At 68.2% G+C, this 21,031-nt stretch carries 19 protein-coding genes and 1 tRNA gene; 11 read left to right on the forward strand and 9 right to left on the reverse strand.

Translation table 11 applies throughout. The features are described 5' to 3' along the window. Positions 1 to 108: 108 nt before the first annotated feature. Both GH2_RS10030 and GH2_RS10035 read right to left on the reverse strand, forming a co-directional pair. Positions 109 to 978, reverse strand: a complete 870-nt coding sequence (locus tag GH2_RS10030) for a 5-oxoprolinase subunit C family protein (protein WP_066166829.1) — start codon at positions 976 to 978, stop codon at positions 109 to 111. After that, the gene (locus GH2_RS10035; protein ID WP_066166832.1) at positions 975 to 1,679 is read right to left on the reverse strand and encodes a 5-oxoprolinase subunit B family protein; all 705 of its coding nucleotides are present in this window, start codon (positions 1,677 to 1,679) and stop codon (positions 975 to 977) included. The genes GH2_RS10030 and GH2_RS10035 overlap by 4 nt, the downstream gene beginning before the upstream one ends. A 145-nt stretch (positions 1,680 to 1,824) precedes the next feature. Between GH2_RS10035 and GH2_RS10040 the strand changes: the two genes are divergently transcribed. The 4 genes from GH2_RS10040 to GH2_RS10055 all read left to right on the forward strand — a co-directional run bounded on the left by GH2_RS10040 (position 1,825) and on the right by GH2_RS10055 (position 5,417). Beyond that, positions 1,825 to 3,135: a citrate synthase gene (locus GH2_RS10040; protein ID WP_084247421.1), complete on the forward strand. Its 1,311-nt coding sequence runs from the start codon at positions 1,825 to 1,827 to the stop codon at positions 3,133 to 3,135. A 1-nt stretch (position 3,136) separates the two neighbouring features. Next, positions 3,137 to 3,493 carry an FKBP-type peptidyl-prolyl cis-trans isomerase gene (locus tag GH2_RS10045; RefSeq protein ID WP_066166835.1) on the forward strand — a complete coding sequence of 119 codons (357 nt, stop codon included), beginning with the start codon at positions 3,137 to 3,139 and terminating at the stop codon, positions 3,491 to 3,493. 94 nt (positions 3,494 to 3,587) lie between these two features. After that, entirely contained in the window at positions 3,588 to 4,571 is a 984-nt protein-coding gene (locus GH2_RS10050) for an acrylyl-CoA reductase family protein (RefSeq protein WP_066167339.1), read from the forward strand. A 114-nt stretch (positions 4,572 to 4,685) separates the two neighbouring features. Then, the gene (locus GH2_RS10055) at positions 4,686 to 5,417 is read left to right on the forward strand and encodes an enoyl-CoA hydratase (RefSeq protein ID WP_066166840.1); all 732 of its coding nucleotides are present in this window, start codon (positions 4,686 to 4,688) and stop codon (positions 5,415 to 5,417) included. A 31-nt stretch (positions 5,418 to 5,448) separates the two neighbouring features. Here the strand turns inward: GH2_RS10055 and GH2_RS10060 are convergent, their stop codons facing one another. Both GH2_RS10060 and GH2_RS10065 read right to left on the reverse strand, forming a co-directional pair. Next, the gene (locus GH2_RS10060; protein ID WP_066166842.1) at positions 5,449 to 6,765 is read right to left on the reverse strand and encodes a D-arabinono-1,4-lactone oxidase; all 1,317 of its coding nucleotides are present in this window, start codon (positions 6,763 to 6,765) and stop codon (positions 5,449 to 5,451) included. After that, positions 6,762 to 8,006: an alanine racemase gene (locus tag GH2_RS10065; RefSeq protein WP_066166845.1), complete on the reverse strand. Its 1,245-nt coding sequence runs from the start codon at positions 8,004 to 8,006 to the stop codon at positions 6,762 to 6,764. The genes GH2_RS10060 and GH2_RS10065 overlap by 4 nt, the downstream gene beginning before the upstream one ends. Positions 8,007 to 8,147: 141 nt before the next feature. Between GH2_RS10065 and GH2_RS10070 the strand changes: the two genes are divergently transcribed. From GH2_RS10070 to GH2_RS10080, 3 genes are all read left to right on the forward strand, one after another. Further along, positions 8,148 to 9,245, forward strand: a complete 1,098-nt coding sequence (locus GH2_RS10070; protein WP_244885355.1) for an MBL fold metallo-hydrolase — start codon at positions 8,148 to 8,150, stop codon at positions 9,243 to 9,245. Further along, a complete protein-coding gene (locus GH2_RS10075) occupies positions 9,242 to 11,758 on the forward strand; it encodes an HAD-IC family P-type ATPase (protein WP_066167341.1) in 2,517 nt (838 codons plus the stop codon). Before GH2_RS10070 ends, GH2_RS10075 begins: the two co-directional genes overlap by 4 nt. Positions 11,759 to 11,858: 100 nt before the next feature. Continuing rightward, on the forward strand, positions 11,859 to 12,071 hold the full coding sequence (locus tag GH2_RS10080) for an antitoxin (protein ID WP_066166848.1): 213 nt from the start codon (positions 11,859 to 11,861) through the stop codon (positions 12,069 to 12,071). A 27-nt stretch (positions 12,072 to 12,098) separates the two neighbouring features. Here the strand turns inward: GH2_RS10080 and GH2_RS10085 are convergent, their stop codons facing one another. Beyond that, the gene (locus tag GH2_RS10085) at positions 12,099 to 12,734 is read right to left on the reverse strand and encodes a DNA-3-methyladenine glycosylase (RefSeq protein WP_084247422.1); all 636 of its coding nucleotides are present in this window, start codon (positions 12,732 to 12,734) and stop codon (positions 12,099 to 12,101) included. On the opposite strand from GH2_RS10085, the gene GH2_RS10090 reads away from it, so the two are divergent. Then, a complete protein-coding gene (locus GH2_RS10090; RefSeq protein ID WP_066166851.1) occupies positions 12,712 to 13,149 on the forward strand; it encodes a type II toxin-antitoxin system Rv0910 family toxin in 438 nt (145 codons plus the stop codon). The two genes, GH2_RS10085 and GH2_RS10090, sit on opposite strands and share 23 nt — an antisense overlap. Here the strand turns inward: GH2_RS10090 and GH2_RS10095 are convergent. From GH2_RS10095 to GH2_RS10110, 4 genes are all read right to left on the reverse strand, one after another. Then, a complete protein-coding gene (locus tag GH2_RS10095) occupies positions 13,130 to 16,420 on the reverse strand; it encodes a hypothetical protein (protein ID WP_066166854.1) in 3,291 nt (1,096 codons plus the stop codon). The two genes, GH2_RS10090 and GH2_RS10095, sit on opposite strands and share 20 nt — an antisense overlap. Further along, a complete protein-coding gene (locus GH2_RS10100) occupies positions 16,413 to 17,765 on the reverse strand; it encodes an SWIM zinc finger family protein (protein ID WP_066166859.1) in 1,353 nt (450 codons plus the stop codon). The genes GH2_RS10095 and GH2_RS10100 overlap by 8 nt, the downstream gene beginning before the upstream one ends. 51 nt (positions 17,766 to 17,816) lie before the next feature. Next, positions 17,817 to 18,416, reverse strand: a complete 600-nt coding sequence (locus GH2_RS10105) for a sunset domain-containing protein (protein WP_174545337.1) — start codon at positions 18,414 to 18,416, stop codon at positions 17,817 to 17,819. 132 nt (positions 18,417 to 18,548) lie between these two features. Next, positions 18,549 to 18,621: transfer RNA gene (locus GH2_RS10110), tRNA-Arg, on the reverse strand. Positions 18,622 to 18,911: 290 nt separating this feature from the next. Here GH2_RS10110 and GH2_RS21600 point away from each other — a divergent pair. The 3 genes from GH2_RS21600 to GH2_RS10120 all read left to right on the forward strand — a co-directional run bounded on the left by GH2_RS21600 (position 18,912) and on the right by GH2_RS10120 (position 20,958). Continuing rightward, entirely contained in the window at positions 18,912 to 19,082 is a 171-nt protein-coding gene (locus GH2_RS21600) for a hypothetical protein (protein WP_157086057.1), read from the forward strand. Between the two features lie 230 nt (positions 19,083 to 19,312). Further along, positions 19,313 to 19,927, forward strand: coding sequence for a hypothetical protein (locus tag GH2_RS10115; protein WP_066166862.1), 615 nt, complete (start codon positions 19,313 to 19,315; stop codon positions 19,925 to 19,927). Beyond that, positions 19,924 to 20,958: a helix-turn-helix domain-containing protein gene (locus GH2_RS10120; protein ID WP_066166865.1), complete on the forward strand. Its 1,035-nt coding sequence runs from the start codon at positions 19,924 to 19,926 to the stop codon at positions 20,956 to 20,958. Before GH2_RS10115 ends, GH2_RS10120 begins: the two co-directional genes overlap by 4 nt. Positions 20,959 to 21,031: the final 73 nt, after the last annotated feature.

Genomic DNA, 21,031 nt, shown 5'->3' on the forward strand with positions numbered 1-21,031 from the left:
AGACGAACGTATGTAAGTCGTCTCACGAAGTCAATAATGAGCACAGTCAATGATGAGCACAGTCAATGATGAGCACCGCTGATGATGAGCACCGCCAGCGATGAGCACTCAGCGCAGAAGGACGCGGACCACGTCGCCCGCGGTCAACTGCGCTGCCCGGCAGACGGACTCCGGAGTGAGGACCGCGACCACGGGATATCCGCCGGTGACCGGATGATCGGCGAGGAAGACGACCGGTTGTCCGCTCGGCGGAATCTGCACACCACCGAGGGGGACGCCCTCGCTGCGGAGCTCGGGGAGGTCGGCGCGGTGGCGAGGCAGCGGCGATGCGTCGACGCGATCCAGGCGCAGGCCGACACGGTTGCTCGCCGCCGTCACCGTCCAGTGTCCGACGGTCAGTGCGCCGACGTCGACCAGACGGTCGTCCCGCGGTCCAGGATCGGCGATCAGGTCGACGATGTCGGCGGAGCTTCCGACCGGCGCCAAGACGGTCGCGGGCCAGGCGGACTCCTGTGCGCCGATCGGCACCACGTCGTCGGTCCGCAGCGCGGCGGGGCCGAGCCCGGACAGGGTGTCCGTGGCGCGCGAACCGAGTTCGGGCATCACATCCAAGCCGCCGCGGACCGCGAGGTAGTTCCGGCAGCCGCGGTTCGGCGCCAGCAGCTCCACCAGGTCGCCGTCGCGTACCGCCGCCGCGGCGTGACTGCCGACATCGGTGCCGCCGACGCGAACCCGCACAGCGGGTCCGGTCACGGCGATCAGCATCCGGCCGACGGCGCGAGCGCGGAACCCGCCGAGCGTCACTTCGATCGCCGCCGCGCTCTCCGGATTGCCGACGAGTCGATTGGCCAGGGTGAACGACGCCAGATCGGCGGCACCGGAACGGGGGACGCCCAGGTGCGCGTACCCCGGGCGGCCGAGATCTTGGACTGTCGCGAGCGGCCCCGTTGCGACGACGATGAGCGACGCTGCGGTCATCGGACGTCCTCCCCGTGGAAGCGGACCGTCATCCCAGCGGTGAGCAGTGCGGGAGGCGTTGCGGAGCTGTCCCACATCGTCGCCGTCGTGTGCCCGAGCAGGTACCACCCGCCGGGGCTGCTCCGCGGATACACCGCGCTGTAGCCCGCGGCGACCGCGACCGACCCGGTCGGAACGGCAGGCCGGGACTGGGTGCGCCGCGTGATCCGCTGAAATATCTCACAGTCGTCGGGGTTGCTCGACGGGTCGGGGATCAGGTAACCGAACCCCGGAGCGAAGCCCATGAACTGCACGCGCCAGAGGACCGATTGATGCGCGTCGATCAGCCGGTCCGGCGTGATGTGGAGCGCGTGTGCCGCCTCGGTCAGGTCGGCGCCGTCGTACACCACCGCGATGTCCAGCTCGGCACGGGTCGAACCGTCCCCGCCTGGCGCACTATGGACGGATGTCGTTGTCTCGCGGGGGAACTCGCGTCGTGCCTCGTGCACGATCCGGTACACGGCGAGCTGATCCAGTCCGGTGCCCGGGAGTGCTTCGATGAGAATCGTCTCGGCCGAGAGCACGACGTCGCACCGCGGCAGACGGCCGTCGTCGACGGCTGTTCGCAGTGCACGCGCGCACAGCGCCGCCTCAGTCTCGGGAGATGCTCCGGTGCTGAAATCCAGGAGGACGGCGTCGCTTCCCGCAGGTAGCTCTCGCATTCCATCAACCTACCGACATGTGAGTAAGCTGAGCACGCGACAGGAGTCGCCGACGCCGAGTTGGGACCCTCATGAGGCGTCATGGTCGAACCACGACTAGGTTGTTACGCAGCAACTGCTCACGCGCGAGTTATAAGGGGTTTGTGTGTCCGTTGACAATGACGTGACCGAACAGACGACAGGAAAGTTCACCTACCCGGGTGGCGAGATCGACCTGCCGATCCTGAAGGCTGCTGAGGGAAGCGACTCAGTTGCGCTGGGCTCTTTCCTCGCGACGACCGGGTTGACCACCTTCGACGGAGGCTTCGTCAACACCGCTTCCACCAAGTCGGCGATCACCTACATCGATGGCGACGAGGGCATCCTGCGGTACCGCGGATACCCGATTGATCAGTTGGCGGAGAATTCGACCTTCATCGAGGTCAGCTACTTGTTGATCTACGGGGAGCTGCCGACGCCGGCTCAGCTCGATGACTTCGCGAACCGCATTCAGCGCCACACGCTGCTGCACGAGGACCTCAAGCGGTTCTTCGACGGCTTCCCGCGCAATGCGCACCCGATGCCGGTGGTCTCGAGCGCCGTCAACGCGCTGAGCGCCTACTACCAGGACTCGCTCGATCCCAAGGATCCCGAGCAGGTGGAGCTGGCCACCATTCGCCTTCTCGCGAAGCTGCCGACCATCGCGGCCTACGCGTACAAGAAGTCGCAGGGGCAGCCGTTCCTGTACCCGGACAACTCGCTGACCCTGGTCGAGAACTTCCTGCGCATGACGTTCGGCTTCCCGGCCGAGCCCTACGAGGTGAACCCCGAGGTCGCCAAGGCCCTCGACATGCTGTTCATCCTGCACGCGGACCACGAGCAGAACTGCTCCACCTCCACCGTGCGTCTCGTCGGCTCGTCGCAGGCCAACCTGTTCACCTCCATCTCGGGCGGAATCAACGCGCTCTGGGGCCCGCTGCACGGCGGTGCCAACCAGGCCGTGCTGGAGATGCTCGACGAGATCCGCGCTTCCGGCGGCGACACCAAGGCCTTCATGACCAAGGTGAAGAACAAGGAAGACGGTGTGAAGCTCATGGGCTTCGGTCACCGCGTCTACAAGAACTACGATCCGCGCGCCGCGATCGTGAAGAAGACCGCCGACCAGATCCTGGCGTCGCTGGGTGTGGAGGACGAACTCCTCGACATCGCGAAGGGGCTGGAAGAGGTCGCGCTGCACGACGACTACTTCGTCGAGCGCAAGCTGTACCCGAACGTCGACTTCTACACCGGCGTCATCTACCGCGCCATGGGCTTCCCGACCCGCATGTTCACCGTGCTGTTCGCCCTGGGACGTCTGCCCGGCTGGATCGCGCACTGGCGCGAGATGCACGCCGACCCGACCACCAAGATCGGCCGCCCGCGTCAGCTGTACACCGGCTACACCGAGCGTCCGTACACCCAGATGGGGGATCGCTGACATGAGCAAGCCCGAAGTCGACTTCCCGGAGGGCCCCGCACCGTCGTCCCTGGAGATCACCGATCTGGTGATCGGTGACGGTGCCCAGGCGCAGCACGGCGGCACGGTCGACGTGCACTACGTCGGTGTCGAGTTCGAGTCCGGCGAGGAGTTCGACTCCTCCTGGGACCGCGGTCAGTCCGCGCGCTTCCCGCTCGACGCGCTGATCCCCGGCTGGCAGGAGGGCATTCCCGGCATGAAGGTGGGCGGTCGTCGTCGCCTGGTGGTACCGCCGGAGCAGGCCTACGGTCCGGCAGGCGCCGGCCACCGACTCTCGGGCAAGACGCTGATCTTCATCATCGACCTGCTCGGCGTCTGATCGCTTCAACCTCGCTCATGACAACACCCGCGTCCCTCCGGTGGCGCGGGTGTTGTTCTATCCGTACCCGCCTCACCGACAGGAGCAGTTCCCGATGACATTCACCGCGATGGTCGCTCGCGAGACCGACGGAGCCGTCACGCTCACCCGCGAAGACGTCGAGGACAGCTTTCTGCCCGACGGCGACGTGCTGATCCGCGTCGAGTACTCCAGCATCAACTACAAAGACGCACTCGCGGTGACACCGCGCGGCGGGGTGGTGCGGAACTATCCGATCATCCCCGGCATCGACATCGCCGGAGTGGTGGAGCGGTCCACCTCCGAAGAGTTCGCCGCCGGCGACGCGGTGGTCGCCCACGGTCACGACATCGGCACGGCTCGCCACGGCGGCTACGCGGAGTTCGCCCGGGTGCCGAGCGACCAGATCGTCAAACTCGAGACGTTGACCACCAGGGAGGCCGCGGCCATCGGCACCGCCGGGTTCACCGCGGCGATGAGCGTCCAGGCCATTCTGAACGGCGACTACCGCCCGTCCGACGGGCCCGTCCTCGTCACCGGGGCCAGCGGCGGCGTCGGCACCGTCAGCATCGATCTGCTGGACAAGTACGGTTTCGAGGTGGTCGCCTCCAGCGGCAAGCCGGACGCGTCCGATCTGCTCACCGAGCTCGGTGCGGCCTCGGTGATCGGTAGGCTGCCCGCCGATCCGGAGGCCACCATCCGGCCGCTCGACAAGCAGCAGTGGTCGGCCGCGGTGGACTGCGTCGGCGGCCGGACTCTCGCCTCCGTGCTGTCGAGCGTGAACTACGGCGGCATGGTGGCGGCCAGCGGACTGACCGGCGGCGCAGGTCTCGACACCACGGTCATGCCGTTCATCCTGCGCGGCGTCACTCTCGCAGGCATCGACTCCGTGCAGAAGGACATCACCTTCCGCCGGGCGCTCTGGCGCCGCCTGGAGACCGACCTGCGCCCGCGCCACCTGGACCGCCTGATCGACGAGATCGGCCTCGACGACCTTCCCGACGCATTGCAGACGATCCTCGCCGGTGGGGCGACAGGACGCGGAGTCGTCAAGATCTAGAAAATATGGTGCGTGCATGCTGCCCAGTGCCGCATGCGCGCACCAAATTTCTGCGACCCGCCCGGATCGGACCCCGAACCGGCGCGGGAGAGTTGATCCCGATAGCATGCCCGCATGATTGTGAGCACCGCCGCCGGATCTGTCACGACCATCGAACTCGCCCGCGAGGCGAAGAGGAATGCGCTCAACGAGGAGATGGTAGACGGCCTCTCCAAGGCATTCGCGAAGGCGGTGAGGGACGGTGCTCGCGCCATCGTCCTGACCGGTCGCGGCAAGGTGTTCAGCGCGGGCGCCGACCTCTCCGGGCCCGTGTACGACGAGGGCTTTCTCGACCAGTTGGTCACGCTGATGAAGCAGATCGAGCAGACACCGGTCCCGGTCATCGCTGCGCTCAACGGGGCCGCGCTCGGCGCCGGGCTGCAGTTGGCGATGGCCGCCGACTTGCGCGTCATGGTGCCGACCGCGCTGGCGGGGATTCCGGCGGCGAAGATCGGCGTGGCCGTCGACGAGTGGACCATCCGCAGACTCACCTCCCTCGTGGGTGCGGGCACGGCGCGCGGCATGCTGATCGGCTGCGATCCGCTGACCGCGGAGAAGGCTGAAGCGCTGGGGTTCGCGAATCGGGTCGGCGATCTCGCTGTCGCCCAGCAGTGGGCCGCGGAGATCGCGCTGCTTGCGCCGCTCACCCTGCAGCACTACAAACTGGTGTTCACCGGCGACGGCGCCCGCGACGAGGCGCCCGCCGATCGCACCGCAGCCATGCGCGCCGCCTGGCTGAGCGACGACGTCCAGGAGGCCCGCGCCGCCCGCGTTGAGAAGCGCACCCCGGTGTTCACCGGGCAGTAGACCGCGGCCCGCGGCGGTTTCGACGCGGTGGTCAGTCGCCCAACGTGGTCCGCAGGTAGGGATTGTCGAAGGTGCGCTCCGGGTCGAAGCGGTCGCGGACGGCGAGGAAGTCGTCGAACCGCGGGTATGCCCGCCGGAGATAGTCGGCGTCACGCGTGTGCATCTTGCCCCAGTGCGGGCGACCGTCGTGCGCGGTCATGATGTCCTCGACGTCGCGGAAGTACCCCTGTGCGTCGGCAACCGCGTCGCGGTGGTAACGGTGCACAGCGATGTACCCCGTCGCACGACCGCTTGCGGTCGACAGCAGCAGATCGTCGGCGGCTGCGGCGCGGACCTCGACGGGGAAGCTCACTCGGTGGCGGCGCCGGTCGATGACGCTGCGGAGTTCGTGCAGCGCGTCGGGGACGGCGTCGAGGGGGAGCGCGTACTCCATCTCGCGGAAGCGGACGTCGCGGTTCGAGACGAAGACCTTGTCTGACCGGTCGGCGTACGTCCGCGCCGACAGTGCTCGCCCGGACACCTGATTGATCGTCGGGACCAGGCGCGGCTGCGCGGCGGCCAGGCCGCACAGCAGGCGGAACAGGCTGTTAGAGAGGAGTTCATCGTCCACGTAGCGGCGGACGGCGCCCGGCCCGCTCGCCGGCGTCGACGCGGGCAACCGGGTGTTGGTCTTGGTGAGCGTGCACGAGGTGTGCGGGAACCAGTAGAACTCGTAGTGGTCGACGGTCGCGACCCTGTCGAGGAAGCCGTCGATCGTCGCGTCGGCGTCGCCGGGCTCTTCAACCGCCTCGATCGCGAATGCGTCGACGAGTTCCAGGGTGATGTCGGTGAGAATGCCGAGTGCGCCGAGTCCGAGAGCTGCGGCCTTGAGGTCGGGATCGTTCTCGCCGATCGTGCGGACCTGCCCGGTGCCGTCGACCAGGGTGACACCGCGGATCTGGGTGGAGAGTCCGCCGAACGCCCCGCCGGTGCCGTGGGTGCCGGTCGACGTGGCGCCCGCGATGGTCTGCTGGTCGATGTCGCCGAGGTTGGCCATCGCCAGTCCCAGGGGTTCCAGCAGCGCTGGAATCTGATGCAGACGGGTGCCGGCGCCGAGCGTCACGCGCTTGCGAGCGGCGTCCACATCGCTGATCCCGTGGAGGCCCGACAGATCGACTTGGACGTTCGGAGCGACCGCGATCTCGGAGAAGCTGTGACCGGCGCCGACCGGTTTCACGGCGTCGCCGCGGTCGGCGGCCGCACGCACGTCGGCGGCCAGTTCGTCGGTGCTCTGCGGCGTGCTGAGGCGGTGCGGGGTGCATGAGGCGGTACCTCCCCAATTGGTCCACCCGGCTGAGGATCGGCTCATAGGAAGCACTTTCGTTCGCCGCGATAGGTGGGGACCACGTCGACGACGTCCGCGGTCCCGCGAGCGTCTCGTCGGATCAGGGCGACGCGATCGGCGCGCTCGGCGACCTCGCCGGACTTAGTGTGACGGAACCAGACGCGGTCGCCGACGCGCAGGGTGCGTGCGGCCGGTCCGACGAGCGGTGTCTGGACCTCTCCCGCGGCCTCGGTGGCGATGTACTCGAGTCCTTCGGGCCACACCGGTCTGGGCAGTCGATCCGTTGCGGGCGGGCCGGACGCGATCCATCCGCCGCCGGCGCAGGTGACGATCTCCTCGCTCGGCCGGCGCACCACGTCGAGCCCGAACGACATGGCCGGGGCAGGCCGGAAGCGTCGGTAGTTGTCGAAGAGGTGACCCCCGAACAGGCCGGAACCCGCGGCGATGTCGGTGACCGCCGCGTCCTTGGCCGTCTCCTCCAGCGACCCGGTGCCGCCGGCGTTGACGAACTCGAGATCGGCGATCTCGCGCAGTGCAGAGATCACCTTCCCGCGCCGCCGTCGGATCTCGGTCATCGACACGGCCTGAATCGCGCTCACCGCGGTGTTCGTCACGAACTTGCCGTCGACGTGATTCGCGAGTCCGGCTACCTGCGCCTCGTACGACATCACGCCGACGAGGGCGAACCCGCTGCGGCCGACGATCGTGCGTGCCAGCGCCGTCGCCTGTGCCACCGAGTGGATAGGGGAACGGTGGACGCCCAGGTGGACGCGTCCGCCTGCCGCTCGGAGTGACGCGTCCAGGTCGATGGCGACGCGGATCGTCGGCCGCTGCGAGGGCGGGGCGACGGCGTCGACCAGGTCGAGCTGTGCCGGATCGTCGACGAGCAGAGTGACGCGGCGGCAGGCGAGGTCGTCGGCGCACAGTGCGGCGAGCGCCTCCCGCTTGGCGGTCGGGTAGCCGAGAAGCACATCGGTGACACCGGATTCCGTGGCGAGCCAGTGGGCTTCGGTGACGTCGAAGGCGAGGACTCCCGCATACCCGGGGCGGTCGAGGACCCGCTCGATCATCGATCGCACGCGCAGCGATTTCGAGGCCACGCGGATGGGGACGCCGGCGGCGCGCCGACGCAGGTCGGCGATGTTGGCGTCCAGGAGATCGAGGTCGAGTGCCAGGACCGGCGAATCCAGGCCTGCGCGGCGCACGGCGTCGTCGAGCGCCGCCCAGTCGGGCGTCGCGGTTCCGCTCGCGGGGGTGTCTGGCACGTGCGCTCCGTTCTCCTCGAATCCGAGTTGATCAAAGAACCCGAGTTGATCAAACGATCAACTTCTGTCGAAGACAGCATAGAACATGATCGGGTGCAAATGTGGCTCGGGACACTGCGCTCGGATGACTACCCTGGTCGCGTGACCAGAAAAACCTCCGTCCTGCAGCTCCCGCGGCCCGCGCCCCTGTTCGCGATGGGCGCCTCCGCCGAGGCGATCGCGGAGACCACGGCACAGTCACCGCATCTGGTCGACGGAGCCTTCGCCAACCTCGATCCGGCAGGTGACGCCGAGGCGCCCGGTTTCGACACCGCGGTGGACATGCTTCGCCGACCGGGGAAGCCGACCGGGGTGATCCCGGTGCTGCGCCCGGAGTTCGACGCCGTCGCGGCGGGGCTCGCCGTCACCTGGCTCGGCCATGCGAGCGCCGTCGTCGAGCTCGACGGCGTCCGCATCGTCACCGACCCTGTGCTGTCCGCGCGCTGCTCGCCGTCTCAGCTGGTGGGCCCCAAGCGGATGCACCGTGCGCCCCTGACCGCGCGCGAACTGCCGTCGCTCGACGTGGTCCTCATCAGCCACGACCACTACGACCACCTCGACACCCCGACCATCGTCGCCATCGCCGACGCTCAGCCCGACGCGCTGTTCGTGGTGCCGATCGGCGTCGGCGCGCACCTGCGCTCGTGGGGGGTCGATCGGTCTCGCATCCGGGAGGCCGACTGGTACGGCGACGTCGCGCTCACCGTGCGGGGGACCGTCGTCACGTTCCACGCGGTCCCGGCGCGACATTTCTCCGGGCGGGGACTCGCCCGGAATCTGACGCAGTGGGTCAGCTGGGCGGTGGTGGGACCGCATCATCGCGTCTTCTTCTCCGGCGACACCGGCTACACCGAGTCGTATGCGCAGACCGGCGCCGATCTCGGACCCTTCGACGTCACGCTCATCGCCGTCGGTGCGTACGACCCGGCCTGGCCCGACATCCACCTGAACCCGGAGGAGGGCGTCGCCGTGCATCGGATGCTCAGCGGCGGCGAGCGCGGTGCGCTGATGGTGCCGATCCATTGGGGTACTTTCAATCTGGCGCGCCACGCGTGGGCGGATCCGGTGCGCCGACTGACCGTCGAGGCGGAGCGGGCCGGAGTCGAGATCTGCGTTCCTCGTCCGGGGGCGACGCTGCTGCCCGACAGTCGGACCGGCACCGCCTTCTTCGATTCGACCTGGTGGGAGCGAACCGCATGACGACCACGACGACCGACCGCGATCCCGGCCTCACCGCTGCGGACGTCGCCGAGCGCACCGCCGCCGGACAGGCGAACGTGACGCCCGACAAGTCCGGTCGCTCGGTGACCGACATCGTCAAGGCGAACGTCTTCACCCGCATCAACGCGATCCTCGGCGTCCTGTTCGCGATCGTCGCATCCACCGGCTCGTTCATCAACGGCCTGTTCGGACTCCTGATCATCGCCAACAGCGGCATCGGCATCATCCAGGAGGTCCGCGCCAAGAAGACGCTGGACCGACTCGCGATCGTCGGTCAGACCCGGCCGGTGGTCCGGCGCGACGGCGTCGCGGCCGAGATCCCCGCCGCCGAGGTGGTGCTCGGCGACATCATCGAGCTCGGCCCCGGCGACCAGGTGATCGTCGACGGCGAGACCATCGAGTCCGAGTCCCTGGACATGGACGAGTCGCTGCTGACCGGTGAGGCCGACGCCGTCGACAAGGCGCTCGGCGACGAGATCATGTCAGGCAGCTTCGTCGTCGCGGGCTCGGGTGCGTACCGCGCCACCAAGGTCGGCGCGGACTCCTACGCCAATAAACTCGCCGCCGAGGCGTCGAAGTTCACGCTCGTCTCGTCGGAGCTGCGATCGGGCATCGACCAGATCCTCAAGGTCATCACCTGGCTGTTGATCCCCGCGGGGATCCTCACCATCGTCAACCAGCTGTTCATCAGCCAGAACGGGCTGCGAACCGCGCTGCTCGGCATGGTCGCCGCGCTGGTGCCGATGGTTCCCGAGGGGCTGGTGCTGATGACGTCGATCGCGTTCGCGGTCGGCGTGGTCCGCCTCGGACAGCGGCAGTGCCTGGTCAACGAGCTGCCCGCCATCGAAGGTCTCGCGCGCGTCGACGTGGTCTGCACCGACAAGACCGGCACGCTCACCGAGAACGGCATGCGGTTGTCGCAGGTGCGGATCGTCGCACCGGACTCGGAGGGGGCGGCGCAGCAGGCGCGCGTCGAGGCCGCGCTCGCGTCCCTGGCTGCGCATGATCCGCGGCCCAACGCCAGCGTGCAGGCCATCGCCGAAGCCTTCCCCGACGCACCGGACTGGTCGACGTCGGCGATCCTCCCGTTCAGCTCGGCCAACAAGTTCTCCGGCATGTCGCTGCGCGACGCCGACGGCACGCCGCGAGGCAACTGGCTCATCGGCGCTCCGGACGTCCTGCTGGATCCGGCCACCGAGACCGCACAGCTCGCCTCCGACCTCGGTTCCACCGGGTTGCGAGTCCTGCTGCTCGCTACCACCGACGTCGCCGTCGACACCGAGCCGACCGGCGACTCCGCCGTCCCGGGCGAGTTGGCCCCCACCGCGCTCGTGGTGCTGGAGCAGCGCGTCCGCCCCGACGCCCGCGACACCATCGAGTACTTCGAGTCGCAGCATGTCGCCGTCAAGATCATCTCGGGCGACAACGCCCGTTCGGTCGGCGCGGTCGGCGAGTCGCTCGGTCTCGGCGACCCCGACACCGCCGTCGACGCGCGGAAGCTGCCGACCGACGACGGGGAACTCGCCGAGGTGATCGCCGACGCCGACGCCTTCGGCCGGGTCCGCCCGGACCAGAAACGCGCCATGGTCAAGGCGTTGCAGTCCAAGGAGCACACGGTCGCGATGACCGGCGACGGCGTCAACGACGTGCTCGCGCTCAAGGACGCCGACATCGGTGTCGCGATGGGGTCGGGCTCGTCCGCCGCTCGCTCCGTGGCACAGATCGTCCTGCTGGACAACAAGTTCGCGACCCTCCCGTACGTGGTCGGCGAAGGTCGGCGCGTCATCGGGAACATCGAGCGCGTCTCGAACCTGTTCCTCACCAAGACCGTGTACGCGGTGCTGCTGGCGCTGCTCATCGGGGCCTCGGGGCTGCTCGCGAAAGCCTTCGACTGGGCGTCGATCAGCTATCCGTTCGAGCCGATCCATGTGACGATCTCGGCCTGGTTCACCATCGGCATCCCCGCCTTCATCCTGTCGTTGGCGCCGAACAACGAGCGCGCCAAGACCGGATTCGTGCGGCGTGTCCTGACGCAGGCGGTACCCAACGGCATCATCGTCGGCCTGGCGACGTTCGTGTGCTTCATCGTCGTGAACCGCGACTACTCGGCCGCGCTCGGCAGCTACGTCGCGAACGTCGCCACCGATCCGCACAGTGGGATCGCAGCGGTCGCGAACGCCACGCAGACGGTCGGCGCCGTGCAGACGCAGGCGGCCACGGCCGCCTTGGCGACGATGATCGCGATCGCCGTCTACGTGCTCGTCGTGGTGGCGCGGCCGTACAACTGGTGGAAGATCGTGCTGCTGGTGGTCTCGGTGCTCGCATACGTGCTGATCTTCACCGTGCCGTTCAGTCAGCGACTGTTCCACCTGGACTCCTCGAACGGACACATGATGGGCATCGCCGCGATCTGCGCGGTGGTCGGCATCATCGCCGTCGAGACGTCGACCCAGCTGTTGAATCGATACCTGGCACGACGATCCGCACGGTGACCGTCGCGGCTTCGCGAGCGACTCGGGACTTCGGTGGCATCATTCGCGAATCGGCCTGGCCTTCCCATCGGTGACGAGCAAATAGCAGTATTCTGCTTCCATGGATCTCAAGGGAATCGTTGACAAGGCCAAGCAGGCGCTGCGCTCCAACCCGGACCTCATCGAGAAGGGTGGCGACGCGATCGACAAGGCGACCGGCAACAAGTACGCCTCACAGGTCGACAAGGCGCAGGACGCGGCACGCAAGGCCGTCGGTGCGCAGAAGGCTGAGAAGAAGGACGACGACCAGCAGCAGGGCGATCAGCAGAAGTAGGTGGTGAGCCGTGCCCGCGGGCACGGCTCACGCCTTGGGGTGGCGCCGGTACGCCGAGACCGACGGTTCGCCGTCGATCCAGAACCGCCACGGGCGGTCGGCGGCCAGGCGCACCCCGACCCGGGGGCCGGCGACGATCCGATCGGCGGCCACGCCGCCCGCGCCCGGTGCCAAGTGCACACCCTCGTCGGTGAGGAGATCGGCCGCGAGGTCGGTCTTGGTGATGCCGAGGGCTCGTGCCAGATTCCCGGGGCCGCGTGCGAGCAGGTGATCGGCCACGCCGCCGCGTCGCGTTCGGGCGGTCTCGATCCCGTCGACGACGACTCCCGCGCGCAGCAAGACCGCTGAGCCCTGCCCTTCCGGGCTGGTCACGATGTTGGCGCAGTGATGAGTATGAATCTGATAGACGTACAGCCGGTTCGGTGGGCCGTACATGATCGCCGATCTCGCGGTGCGCTTGAAGGCGTGCGACGCGGGGTCGTCCGGCCCGTTGTAGGCCTCCACCTCGGTGATCAGCAGCGCGGCGTCGTGCCCCACCAGTCGTCGTCCCAGGAGTGCACGGGCGTCGGCCAGAACCGGAGGGTGTTCGTCGTAGCCTGCATCTGTCTGTGACGAACGGTTCCGGTTAGTGTCTATAGCCATGGCGAAGACCAGTGACTCCATTCATGTCGGGCTCCCTCCGGAGGATACCTTCGAGCGCGCGGCCGACCTGTCCCGCTACGACGAGTGGCTTGTGCTGCACGACGGCTGGCGCAGTCCGCTGCCCGCCTCCGACGAGTTGCAGAAGGGCACCACGATCTCGTCGGTGATCAAGGCGAAGGGCACGCGGGTCCGCTTCGCGTGGGAGATCGAGAAGCTGGACCGTCCGCGCGAGGTGGTGCTCAAGGGCAGCGGCAAGGGTGGAGTCAAGGCGAAGATCACGCTGCTCGTCGAGCCCGACGGCGACGGTTCCAAGGTCACCTTTCTGATCGATCTCGGCGGTCTCCCGCTGATGGGCCCGGTCGGCAAGGCGGCGGCGCTGGCGGTCAAGGGCGACATCGGTCGCTCGCTCGAGAAGTTCACCGCGCTGTTCGGCTGAGCTCCGCCAGCTGTCGCGCCTTGGTCAGGGCGGCCGACGTGCCGGGACGGGCCGCGATGTCGGCGATCCCGGGCCAGGTGGCGGCGGACTCCGGCGCGAGTCGTCGATCGACGGCCTCGGCAAGGTAGGGGCGGCACTGGAGCGCGACGTCGAGCACCCGGTTCAGCCAGCGCGGCACCGCGTCGAGTGTCGCGGCATACGCGATCGACTCGGTGAGCAGGGGCCACAGCGCGGGCATCGTCGTCGGTTCCAACTCCAGGATGCGGACGAGACGGGCCGGACTCACCGCGTCGCAGCGGATCAGTTGGCGAGTGACGAGCGCGACCGTGTCGGCGCTCGCGACGCCTCGGTCGATCAGTCGGGGCAGTTCGTAACGACCGGCGTCGTTCTCGTCGCACAACGCTGCGATCGGCTTCGCCAGCAGAGACGTGGGCAGTCGGGAACTGTGCCGACTGCGCGGCGGTGCGTCGACGTCACCGACCCCGTCGCGGCGGCGTTCGACGGCGATGCGCTTGTTCGTCGCATCCCAGTGGAGCCACGCGGGCATGGGCTCGGGATCGTCACTCGCGGAATCGAACGCAGCACTGTACTCGACGCCCTGGTCCTGCCCCTCGTGCTCGAGCGCGTAGATCCACGTGCCCGCGAGATCGAATGCACGGCCCGGCAGTTCCGGATACGTGAGGGTGACGACCATGGCGCGCGTCTTCGCGGCGGGATCGCGCCAGCGAGCAGTGATGGTCGCACCATCGTCGATGGTGGGTGCGCCGCCGATCCTCTCGTTCCAGATCTCACGGAACGGGCGGTCGGTGAGTGCGGCGACGGTCTTGATCGCCGGCTGTCGTGTGGGCGCAGCGGAAATCGTGCCGCCGAGGCCGACGACCAGGGAACGCGCGTCGGTGACCGCGATCGACGAGCCGGAGCGGGCGGCGACGGCGCGCAGCCCCGGCACGGCGAGAGAATCCTTCGGTGCAGCGCCGGCGGCGACGGCCCGTTCCACGGACGGCAGCAGACGGCTCGCGAGGGCGACGATGTCCGCGGTGCCCGCGGGAATGCGGGGTGCGTGCGCGGCGTCGGCGAGGATCTCGTCGACGATCGGCCAGACGAAGGCGAGAGCCCCGGCCTGCGCGAGGTGGTCCAGCAGTCGGGCGATCATCGGGCGGCTCGGCGCGTAGGCGCCGCCGAACAGGCCGATCGGTCCCGGGCGGAGGAGGCCACGCTCGAAGGCTGCGGCGAGACCAGTGAGGTAACCGGGGGAATCGCGGATGCTCGATTCGTCGACGGTCAGCAGTTCGCGGATGGACGTCGGGGAGAGCGGGACGCTGCGGCGGACCCGCTGTGCGACGTCGACCGTGCTGCTCACGTAGCCGTCGTGGTGGTCGATCCAGGTGGGGAAGGTCGTGAGGTTCTGATCGCCGTACCAGGTGCGGGCGATCTCGACGTCGAACGTCGTGAGCCATCGCGTCTTCGTCAGACTGCCGGGCGTGGTGAGTCCGCGGCGGTTCTCCGGATCGGGCGCCGGTTCGCGGAGCGGCTCGCGCAGTGCCGCCGCGGCGAGTTTTCCAGCGTGCGTGGGGCCGCGGCGGTACCGGTCGACCGTCACGTCGACGGCGTCGATCGCAGCGAGCGTTATGGCGTCGAGCAGCGCGGTGTCGGTGCGCGTGAGGGCGAGCAGCAGATCACTCTCGGCGACCGCACGGCCCGCGGCCTCGTACGCGCGCAGGCCGGCGAGCAGGTCCGCCGGATGGATGCGCAGATCCACCCACGACGGGGTGGAGAGCAGGACCGGGATCTCCCCGAGGCGGGCGAACAGCGACCGTTCGCGTGCCGACCCCAGCGACGTCGCAGCGTCGTCCCGGCAGGAGGGGTCGCCGCAGTCGCAGGGGGCAGCGACGTGCCGCAGGCCGGCGCCGACCGAGTCGTCGACCCCGCTCAGCACGCTGCGGACGCCGTCGAGGTCGGTGTGCGAGAGAGCCGCGGTGAGGGCCAGGAACCGTTCGACGGTCACGTCGACCGTGGCATCGTCGCGGCGTGCGTACAGTTCGCGAGCGGTGTCGACCAGGGCGTCGAGGGTGACGGGCCCGGCGTCGAACCGCGGCACCTCCCACACCGCGGGCGTCGGAATCCAGTCGATGAGCTCGACGCGCGCCGACACCGGTGACGCCACGCTCACCGCCCACGCCTGCGTCAGCTTCGTCAGCGCAGTGGCGAGTCCGCGGACGTCGGCGACGGTCTCGACGGCGGCGAGGACCTCGTCGGTCACCGCATCGGACGGTCGTGGGCGGGCGGTCAGTGCGGTGATGATCGCCTTGCGGGTCTTGGTGGGCGTCGCCGACAGTGCCGTCGTGACGATGTCGGGCAGGATGTCGTCGTCGCAGGTCGCGATCAGCATCGGCGCGATGGTCGCGGTGACCGGGGAGACGCCCGCGGCGAGGACCGGGACGAGTTGCTCGGTGCGGCCGACGAACTCGCTGTCGTCGACCTGTAGATCGACCGTCAGGAACTCCAACCAGCCGGACTTGTCTCCGGGACGCTGAGCGGTGTCGAGGCCGTCGAAGGCGAGGTCGATCGCATCGTCGCGATCGAGCAGACCGCGCGCGACGCCTGCCGCGAGGACGGCGCGGAACGGGCCGGTCAGCGCGACGCCCGCGTGCGCCGCGGCGATCGCGTGCGCGGAGAATCGGCGGGTGAGGGCATCGGCGTCGGGCACACGGATATGAGTCCAGATCTCGCTGTGCGAGTCGCACAGCACGGCGTCGGAGAACACCGCCCAGTCCTTCAGATACTCCACGCTGTCGGGCACCGGGATGTCCGCCAGGTCGGCGGCGCGGATCGCGATGGAGCCGTAGGCGGTCGGGCCGTGCGTGGAGCCGCGCCGAGAGCTCACGCACGCGGCGGTGACGAACTGCGCGGTGAACGCCGGTCCGCGGTCGGCGATCAGTCGCGCGGCGATCACCGGATCCACCTCCCAAGACAGGACGGCCAGTGCGCGGCGGGCGTCGACGCCGATCGCGATCGCGAAGAGAGCGAGACGGCCGGGGTCGGTGTCTCCGAGGTTCCATTGCCAGCTCCACGAGCCGCGCGCGTGTTCACCGAACGAACCCCACTCACCCTTGCCCAGACCCGCGCGGGCCTCGCGGCGCTGCTCCGGGGTGCCGATGTCGGCGGCGGCGAGGCGCTCGAGCGGGAGGTCGTGCCAGCCGAGATCGTGGTAGATGTCGATCGCGCGCTGCCGTGCGGGCGGGAGGGTTCCAGTCGGGGATGCGTCAGTCATCGTGGCCTTCGGTGGTGACGCCGCCCCGCGAGAGGTAGACGGCGAGGACGTGTTTGCAAGGGCCGCGTCCGGTGCCGTGCCGGAGGTACCAGGGACACGTGCAGCGGCTGTCGTCGATGCCGTCGTCGGGGCCCAGTTGCACCCGATACTGGCTGCCGGAGGCGCCGCCGACCAGGTACGCGTCGTCGCGCGCGGTGATGGACCCCGACCGGGCGATCGTACGGGCGCCGACGAGACGCGGATTGTCCTTGTCGACGCGCGACGGGTCGTGGGGGAGTTCGCGGTGGAACCAGCTCTCGTCGTGCGCGTCCCATCCGACGCGTCCGGAGACGGCGAGGACGGCGAGCGCGTCCGTCACGCGCCGGGCGGTCAGTCCGCTGTCGGCGGCGAGTCTCGGGATGTCGATGCGCGGCTCGAAGCTCAGGAGCGCGCAGACCAGGTCGGCGTCGTCGAGCACCTCCGGTCGGGCCAGCGATCCCAGCAGGCTGCCTTCGCCGGAGAAACCGCGCCACGCTTGTTCGGTGAGCCCGAGGGTGAGTCGGGCGCCGGGGAGGTCGACCTCGAACACCGACGGCGCCTCGCCGGAGCCGAGCGCGTAGGCGGTGAGCCCGTTCGCGTGGATCAGGAGGCGTTTCAATGCGGACAGCCGCTGCAGTCCGTCGACGTAGACGCCGCCCGCTGTCGGGCGCGATGACAGGCGCGCCCCGGTACGGTCGGGCACCAGCCAGCCGGTGCGACCGGCCGAGGTGGCGTGCGGCAGGGTGCCGAGGAAGGCACGGGTCTGTCGACGATCCAGGGTGAACGCGGCCGTCGCCGGGCGATGCATGTGCGCGACGTTCCCGAGCGCCCGCACCCAGCGGTCGGGCATCTGCACCGGGTGCTCGGATTCGGTGCGATCGAGCGTCGAGACCGTGAGTCCGTCGTCTCCGACGTTCATGTGCAGCAGCTCGGTGCGGCGGATCTTCGTCAACGCGGACCGCATGGCCGGGTTGATGTCGACATTGGTGGTGCCGAAACCGATGTCGCCGCCGTCGAGCCCGGATCCTAGGAGATCGAGGCGGGCGTAGACGCCGTTGCATGCGGAGAAGCACTCGGCGCGGAGACGGTCGCCCTGTGCGCTGAGGACGGGGTCGCGCAGACTTGTGGGCGTGTACTGGAAGTAGCGGGTCGCCGTGACGTCGGCCAAGACCAGCAGTCCTTGCGCGAGGGTGGCCGGGTGGACGGCGAACCCGTGGAAGAAGCTGGGTGAGGCGGTGACCCCGGTCGGCGTGAGGGCCGGTGCCAGTGCGAGTCCCAGGCCGCCGTCGGGAGCGACTCGCGATTCGGCGAGGAAGGTTCGTGTCACGAGCTCATCGTAGGTTCGCGGCGTGACACGATCGCGCCATCAGTCGACCGTTCAGCCGACGGCCGTGAATCCTGCGGACTCAGCCGTCGGTGCGGTCGCGAACCAGAGGTCGGGCTTGACGGCCGCGTAGTCGGCATCGGTCGGGCGATGGTATCGGCCGCTCTCGACGACGGCCTTGATCTCGTAGCCGTCGGGGGCGCGCATCCCGTCCTCGAGCAGCGGACGCGAGGCGCCGATCGGCAGCGGGACCGCACCGCCTTCGGAGGGAACCCGTGCACCGGGGCGTACCGGACGCGCGGCGGCCTCGGCGAGTGCCTCCGCGTGGGCGATCGCCTCGGCGGCGCTGGACGCCCGCCCGGACGCGAGAGCGGCCAATCGCGCGGAGCGCTCAGAACTCACGGCCGGGAATCCCGGTCCGGTCGCCGGCGTGTAGGTGGTGAAGTCGTACTCGCCGCGACCACGCACCGTCGCGAGGATCAGGACGGCCACCGGCAGCAGCAACAGCAGCATCCACCACCACGCGGAGACGCCGCCGGAGGACCCCTCGGCGACGATGTCGATGTCGCCGGCGTGTGCGATCCCGGGCGCGGACAGAACCGCCGCGATCCCGGCGGTGAGTCCGAACATGAGGGCGCGTCGTCGCGTCGTCATCACTGGCGAGTCCTCCTGGCTGAATCGCGCGGGCGAGTGGTTCGCCCAAAACTCTAGCCACCCGGTGCGACGCCGTGCGCAGGACCGCCCCAAACGGTGCTCGACGGCGCGGCGGCGCCGTTCAATTCACTGTGCTCCCGGCAGGATTCGAACCTGCGACACCCGCTTTAGGAGAGCGGTGCTCTATCCCCTGAGCTACGAGAGCTGGGACTGGCTGGGGTTGGGCGGACGATCGTGATCGGTCGCCGGGCCAGTCGTGTCGGCGGTGTGGATGGGGATCGAGTCGCCGACGGGGAAAGTGTACGTGAGGTGGTGTACGCAACGGGCAACACCTCGCGTCCCGTGGGCCGCGAGGTCAGGTGGTGTCGGCGGTTGGCCTGGTGTGATGCCTCCGTAAGTGGGTGGTGTGTGTCGCTATGCGGCGGTTGGTGGGTCTGTTGCGGTGGATCGTTCGCGTTGCCAGAGCATGCGTGCATAGGCGTTGCGGGCCAGGGTGTGCCCGAGCATGACATGGGCGTCGACCAGATTCGCATCCCCATCACCTCCGGACCTCGTGGCGGCCGCGCCGTCACGCGCACCTACCGCACCGGATCGGGTCTGATGGTCACCGCAGCCGGACACCGGCCCAGCGCCTCGGCCGTTCAGTACTACGCCATCGTGCCGTGACTCGTAGAGGTGGCACGTGCGATCGACCGGCGGTTGGCGGCTGTACGAGCCTGAAGAACTGCGCGAAGGGACCTTGCCTCCATGGGGAGCGATCCGCTAGCTATCCATGGACTATCGTAGGACCGTCGCGGCACGTCACACACTGTGTGTTCGCTGGGGTGGTTGCGATCCCGGTCCATAGATTCTTCCGTGAACCCACTGGTCAAACATCATCTGGTATATTTTCCGGTATGAAATCCGCGTATGAATCTGAGGCGGTTCTCGCTGACCTCGGCAGCAAGGTTGTTGACGGTATTGCCGTTGCGGTTCGCGACACCCGGACGGACTTCACGACCTACCGCGAGCAGCATCCGACGTGGGTAGCTGAGCACTCCGAAAGGGGCTTGGCCAATTGGATTCACGACCGCCTTTGGGCGCACCTGCAACGGCAGCTGGAGCACCTCGACGATTGTTTCTTCGACAACGACGAACCCGAACGACACTTCCGTGTCGGCACGCGCTACCACTTCCGTGCTAAGCGACACAGTGAGGACGGCGCAGTCGCGACCTATCCGACGCAAGGCGCACTGGAGTTCATGGAGCAAGAACTCTTTATCGATGGAATGGAAGAGGTTCGACTTCTCGGCGGCTACACCTGGGACCGCGAGGAGCGCGCGATCCTCCAGCCCGTGATCACCCTTCGAGACTCGCGCGACAACGTGATTTGGCTGGAAGCCCTCATCGAACCAACAAGTGGCGTCGCGGCAACACCGCTGACGCCGGTCGATCCCACACTGCCAACCCTGCCTGATGTCGTCACCAACGAAGACGACAATGGCATCGGTGGGGCAGCTGGCCGACAATGAGTCGCCTCGGCGGCCTGATCGAGACTCTCCGGATTGCACGGGGATGGACACAGACCGAGCTGGCAGCTCGGTCCGGAGTCCGACAGGTGACGATCTCTCGCTACGAGCATGGCCTACGCGAGCCTGACGACGCTGCCCTCCGCTCGCTTGCGGCGGCCTTCAAAGTGTCCAAGGAGTTCCTTGAACACGGTCAGCGACGTAAAGCTGCACTGGCCGTAGACGTGCATATGCGTCGACGGGCGACTGCCAAGGCTGGCGTGTGGCGTCAATACGAGGCACGCCTCAATGAGTATCGACTGCACGCCAGTCGACTCTTCGAGGAAGTGTCCTTGCAAGCCGAACAGATTGTCCCGCATTTCGACGGTGAAGACCCTGAAGCGGCGGCCCGAATGGTGCGTATGCAGTGGCGCTTGCCGGTTGGACCAGTTCGATCTCTAGTCGCGTGGCTCGAAGCAGCCGGATGCCTAGTCATCACTGAGGACTTCGGAACATCTCGCCTAGACGGGCTCTCCCAGTGGATCGACGACCATCCTGTCATGCTGATCAATTCCGCTATGCCGACTGACCGTCAACGGTGGACCCTCGCGCACGAGCTTGGTCACCTCGTACTGCACAACGAGTATGTTGACGGCGACGTCGAGGCTGACGCGGACGCATTCGCCGCAGCGTTTCTTATGCCGACGGAGATGATCCGTACGAGCCTCACTAAACCGACGCTCGGACGACTGATTGACTTGAAGCAAGAGTGGGGAGTATCGATCGCAGCGCTTATTCAACGTGCTCGCTCGCTGGGAACGATCACCGATGCCGAGCGAACGCGTTTGTTCAAGATGCTCAGTGCGAAGGGCTACCGGATTGACGAGCCCGGCTCCGACCGGATACCACCGGAGGTTCCCAGACTTCGTGAGCATCTACGACTTGCCCTCGAATCGCGGGGACACGGCGATAAAGACATTGCTGCGATCGTTGGGTATGCCTCCGCGAGGGATAACACTCTCTTGCCTGCGCCCAAGCGACTCCGCGCTGTATAGGCGGGCACAGCTCCTCAACGCACACGACTCCTGTGCTGGTCTGCCGGACTGGTGTCGCGAGAGTGCGGTAACG

The sequence above is a fragment of the Gordonia hydrophobica NBRC 16057 genome (genome assembly GCF_001592365.1).
Classification (GTDB): Bacteria; Actinomycetota; Actinomycetes; order Mycobacteriales; family Mycobacteriaceae; genus Gordonia; species Gordonia hydrophobica.